The sequence below is a fragment of the Actinomycetota bacterium genome (assembly GCA_030776725.1).
Classification (GTDB): Bacteria; Actinomycetota; Nitriliruptoria; order Nitriliruptorales; family JAHWKO01; genus JAHWKW01.
Window position 1 is genome coordinate 1 of sequence record JALYHG010000060.1, and the last position, 5,343, is coordinate 5,343.

Sequence of the window (5,343 nt, forward strand, 5' to 3'; positions counted from 1 at the left end):
GCCGTTCGAGCCAGCCGCTCGCGGCCGCCTTCTCCCCGACCTGGAAGTGCTCGAAGAAGGCGCGCCACGCCGCGATGGTTGCGGCCTCGACCTCGCCGCGGTCCAGGCGAGGTAGGCCTGTGTCACATAGCCGCCGATTCGGCCGGCCTGTCCAGCCAGAACAACGCGTCGGCGAGCGTGCCGAGTTCAGCGGCAGACAGTTCGACTGACGGTCTGGCGGACAGACGGCGATGCACATCGCTCCACGTGCTGCCCTGCAATGACATCGCACCCAACTCCTCGGCCCCTCACTGAACGACCGTACTCGTCCCGGACCAGGCACGACCAGCATGCGCCCGCGTGAAGCAGGGCCGCGTGGCCGCGCTCATCGCCGTGGTTGCGGGCGGGTGGTCGTGAGAAGCTCGACACCCATAATGATCCGGCGAGTAGCCGCGCGTGAAACGGTACGCGTGGGCTCGTGCGGGGGGGGTAGGCCTCCCTGGCTGACGTCATTCGCTGTCGTTGGCGGTGACGAGCTCGGCGAGAAGGGCGTCTCGGGCGGCGGCGAGGTGCTCGCGGATCATCACTTCGAGTTGGTCGGCGTCGCCTTGGTCGATGGCGTCGAGCATGGCGTGGTGAAGACGTCCGGGTCGGCCACATGCTGGGTGTCAGGATCCCCGGCGGCGCGCCACCGACGCTGGTCGAAGACCTCGCCGAGGCGCAGGTCCACGTGAGCGCCTGGTGGGGACTCCATGCGGGTCTCCCCCCCACGTCTGGACGACCGACAGGGACGTCGACCGGTTCCTCGAGGTTCTGGCTGACCACGGCGGTGCGGGCGGCTAGGGCAGCGACGTCGTCTGTAGGGTGGGGCGAGGGCGTGCGGGACAGGTGGAGATGCGATCCTCTGAGGTGCTGACGTCGGGGCGTGAGGCGTACGCCCGGGCGGACTGGACCCAGGCCTTCGGGGCGCTGTCGGCCGCCGATCAGGACCTGGATCTGTCCGCGGACGACCTGCAGCGGTTGGCCGTCGCGGCGTCGCTCACCGGACATGACGACGAGGCCACCGACGCGTCGGAGCGGGCCCACCAGGCGTTCGTCGAGGCGGGGGAGGTCGGACCGGCCGTGCGGTCGGCGTTCTGGCTCGGGGTCCTGCACCTGCGGCGGGGCCAGCACGCGCCCGGTGCGGGATGGATCGCCCGGGCTCGGGACCTCCTGGAGGAGTCCGGTCTCGAGGGTCCGGAGCAGGGCTACGTCCGGATCCCCCAGGCGTTGGGCGCGCTGGATGCGGGCGATCCGCAGACGTCGTTGGCGGCCTTCGAGGAGGTGCGGGCCATCGCGGACCGGTACGACGATCCCGATCTCATGGCGCTGTCCCGGTTGGGGTGCGGACGCGCGCTGGTCGCGATGGCCGACGCGGACCGCGCCGCCGAGATGTTCGACGCCGCGATGGTGGCCGTGACGGCCGGGGACGTCTCTCCGATCCCGGCGGGGATCGTCTACTGCGGGGTCGTCATCGGTTGTCGCGAGATGTTCGACCTCCGCCGGGCCCAGGAGTGGACCGCGGCGCTCAGTCGTTGGGTTGCCCGGCAGCCGGGACTGCAGCCGTACCGCGGTCAGTGCCTGATCCACCGGTCCGAGATCATGCAGCTGCGCGGGGACTGGTCCGAGGCCATGCAGGAGGCCGACCGCGCCTGTGCGCACCTGGAAGGCCCGCCGACGGACCCGGTGATGGGCATGGCCCGCTACCAGCAGGCCGAGCTGCTGCGTCTGCGGGGCGAGTTCGCCCGGGCCGAGGAGTCCTACCGGCAGGCCAGCGAGTGGGGCCATCCCGTCCAGCCCGGGCTCGCCCTCCTGCGGCTGGCGCAGGGCCGGATCGATGACGCCGGGTCCGCGATCCGACGGGTCGTCGAGGAGACCGCCGAGGACCGGATGAAGCGGTCACGGGTCCTGTCGGCGTTCGTCGAGATCACGCTCGCTGCGGGTGATGTCGACGCCGCCCGCGCCGCCACCGACGAGCTGGAGGAGCTCGCCGCCGACCTCGACGTCGTCTACCTGCACGCGGTCGCGGCAACCGCGCGGGGCGCGGTCGTGTTGGCCGACGGTGATCCGCAGACGGCCGGCGTCGCGTTGCGGCGTGCCTGGTCCGCGTGGCAGGAGCTCGACGCCCCCTACGAGGCGGCGCGGGTGCGGTTGCGCATGGCCGAGGCACGTCGGCAGCTCCGGGACGACGACACCGCCGACATGGAGCTGGACGCCGCACGCCGGGTGTTCGAGGGGCTCGGCGCCACCCCGGATCTCGCCCGGGTCGCGGAGCTCGCTCCCACCGAGGAGTCCGCGGCGCCGGGCGGGCTCACCCCCCGCGAGGTGGAGGTGCTGCGCCTGGTGGCCACCGGCGCCACGAACCGGGAGGTCGCGGACACGCTCGTGATTAGCGAGAAGACCGTCGCGCGGCACCTCAGCAACATGTTCACCAAGCTGGGCATCTCCTCGCGGTCCGCCGCGACCGCCTGGGCCTACGAGCACGACGTCGTGTGAACCCGCGGGTGGCGTCTACACAGAAAGACCCATATCCGCCCGGGATCCAGATATGGGTGTTCCTCCCGAAGCGGTCCGTCGACGCTGCCGCGAGTCTGGGGGCATGGACGTCGGAGCCCGCACCGCAGCGTTAGCAGCACTCGACCTCGGCCCGGACGGGGAGGCGTACGACCTGGCCGTCTCGACGGTGCAGGTGGCCACGATGGCCGACCTCGCGACCGACCTGCGGCGACTCGTGCACGCCGCTCCTCCTGGCAGCCTCGTCGGGGTCGCGTCCTTCGCCACGCTCGGCGAGGTGGAGCCGCTGGCCTACTACGTCGGTGCGCTCACCGCGGTGGCCGCAGACTTCGCCCCACCCCCGTTGACGCCGACCGCCTTCCAGCTGGCCGACCCGACCCGGCTCGCCCACCGGCTTCGTCAGGTCGGGCTGACGGAGGTCCGCGTGCGGACGGCGACCCGGTCGGTGCGGTTCGACTCGGCACGGCACCTGCTGGAGGCCGTCACCCGTACCGACCCGATCGGGGCACAGCGCCTCGAGGCACTGACGGACCGGCAGGCCAGCGACGTCGAGCAGGTGCTCGACGGCATGTTCCGCGAACGGTCCGGCGGCTCCCGGGGAGCGGCGCTGCGCGCCGTCATCAACGTCGGGCGGGGCCGGATCGCACGGAAGACCCGATGAACGAACCAGGAGGAGCCCTATGGACACCCGCACCCGGACCGGATCAGACCGCGAAGACATCGAGACCGTCATCATCGGCGCCGGGCAGGCCGGCCTCGCCGTCGGCCAGCAGCTCACCGAACGGGGCCGACCGTTCGTGATCCTGGAGGCCGCAGAACGCATCGGGGACAACTGGCGGCGCCACTACGACTCCCTGAAGCTCTACAACCCCGCGAAGCTCTGCTCGCTGCCGGGGCTGGCGTTCCCGGGAGACGGGGACCGGTACCCCAAGCGTGACGAGGTCGCCGCCTACCTCGAGGACTACGCCGTGGCCTTCGACCTGCCCGTGCGGACCGGCACCCGCGTGCAGCGGGTGCGTCAGGAGGGCAGGCGTTACGTCGTGACGGTCGGCGACCGCGAGCTCGTGGCGGACAACGTGGTCGTCGCGACCGGGACCTTCGGTGGGCCGTACACACCGTCGTTCGCGGACGAGCTCGACCCGCGCATCCGTCAGCTGCACTCGAGCGAGTACAAGAACCCGTCGCAGCTCCAGCCCGGTCCGGTCCTGGTCGTCGGTGCCTCGCACTCCGGCGCCGACGTCGCCCACGAGCTCGGCCCGCTCCACCAGACGGTGCTGGTCGGCCGGGACACCGGGCAGATGCCCTTCGACATCGAGAGCCCGATGTCCCGGTTCCTCTGGCCGGTGCTGTCGTTCGTCGCGCGGCGCGTGCTCACCATCAAGACGCCGATCGGGCGCAAGGCCCGCTCGAAGATCCGAGCTCACGGCGGTCCGCTCATCCGTTACAAGAACGCCCACCTGGAGGAGGCCGGTGTCGAGCGCGCCGGCGTCCGCGTCACCGGCGTGCGCGACGGTCTGCCCGTGGTCGACGACGAACGGATCTTGGACGTCGCGAACGTGATCTGGGCGACCGGCTTCCGGCAGGACTTCAGCTGGATCGAGTTGCCGGTCACCGGCGAGGACGGCTGGCCACGCGAGGAGCGCGGGATCGTGGCCGACGCCCCCGGCCTGTACTTCGTCGGGCTCGCCTTCCAGTACGCGTTCGGCTCGATGCTGTTCGTCGGGGTCGGGCAGGACGCGGCGTACGTCGCCGAGCACCTCGCCGGACGCTCAGCGGCCACGTCGCCCGCGGTGGCCTGAGCGACCGCGAGCGGGGCAGGTGGCCGTCAACGACTCAGGTCGTGGTGACCTCGGGGAAGACCACCGCCACGACCGTCTGGGGGGCGTGCTCGAGGAGGAACTCGGCGCCGTGTCCGAGGAACGGGCGCCCGTCCTCCTGACGTCGCAGCTGCGTCCCGATGACCACCAGGTCCGTATCCCGGTCGTCCGTCGCGGCGAGGATCTCGTGGCTGGCGACGGAGCCGACACGCAGGACCGGGGAGGCGCCACGGCCGAACCGTTCGGCCAGCGACGTCGGTCGCTCGCGGTTCGCGGACGGCGAACAGTCTCAGTTCCGGAACAGGCCGGCGCCGCCGCTTGGAGGCTGGCCGGCGCCGAAGTACGGCGTGACTGCGTCACTGTGGCCGCCATCGAACCGGCGGGGGGCCTAGCGGTGCCGCTGCTTGTGCGTAGGGAGGCGCGCTGTCGTTACGGACAGCTGGTTCGGCGACACGACCGCGCAGAGCGGGGACTGCTGCGCGGCCGACGACGATGTCAAGCTCAGGATCCAAAGGCGAGCCGGGCGCATAGACCGTGCTGGATGCTGCATGCTCATCCAGTCCTCGTCGCCCTACTCGCCCTGTAACGCCCCGCTCGGGATCGCCCGATACAAGCACGCCCCCGCCAACGATTCGGCTGCGCGATATCGCTCGGGCAGTTGTTCGCTGGCGCGGCAGTTACGGGCGGTCCGTGACGACGACCGGGCCGCCCGAAGCGGGGACTACTGCGCGGCCGACGACGATGTCAAGCTCGAGGATCCGAAGGCGAGCCGCCCGCATAGGCCGCGCTGGATGCTGCATGCTCATCCAGGCGTCTTCGGCCTATCGCGCTGTGGTACCCCGCTCGGGATCGCCTCCGGGCTCAGGGGGTCCTCTGGCGCAACTGCCACAGTCGGCGGCGGTCCTTGTTGCGCGAAGTACCGCAGTCGGTTACTCGGGCATGGGAGAGCCTGTGCGAGGCGTACGGTCCTACGTCGAGCGCGTGGTGTTCTCCC

General features: G+C 71.3%; 3 protein-coding genes. All 3 read left to right on the plus strand.

Annotated features, from left to right (window positions below):
* Positions 1-873 precede the first annotated feature (873 nt).
* Positions 874-2,514 carry a LuxR C-terminal-related transcriptional regulator gene (locus M3N57_02635; protein ID MDP9021595.1) on the plus strand — a complete coding sequence of 547 codons (1,641 nt, stop codon included), beginning with the start codon at positions 874-876 and terminating at the stop codon, positions 2,512-2,514.
* Positions 2,515-2,617: 103 nt separating this feature from the next.
* Entirely contained in the window at positions 2,618-3,193 is a 576-nt protein-coding gene (locus M3N57_02640) for a hypothetical protein (GenBank protein MDP9021596.1), read from the plus strand.
* 19 nt (positions 3,194-3,212) lie between these two features.
* Positions 3,213-4,331, plus strand: a complete 1,119-nt coding sequence (locus M3N57_02645; GenBank protein ID MDP9021597.1) for an NAD(P)/FAD-dependent oxidoreductase — start codon at positions 3,213-3,215, stop codon at positions 4,329-4,331.
* Positions 4,332-5,343 lie beyond the last annotated feature (1,012 nt).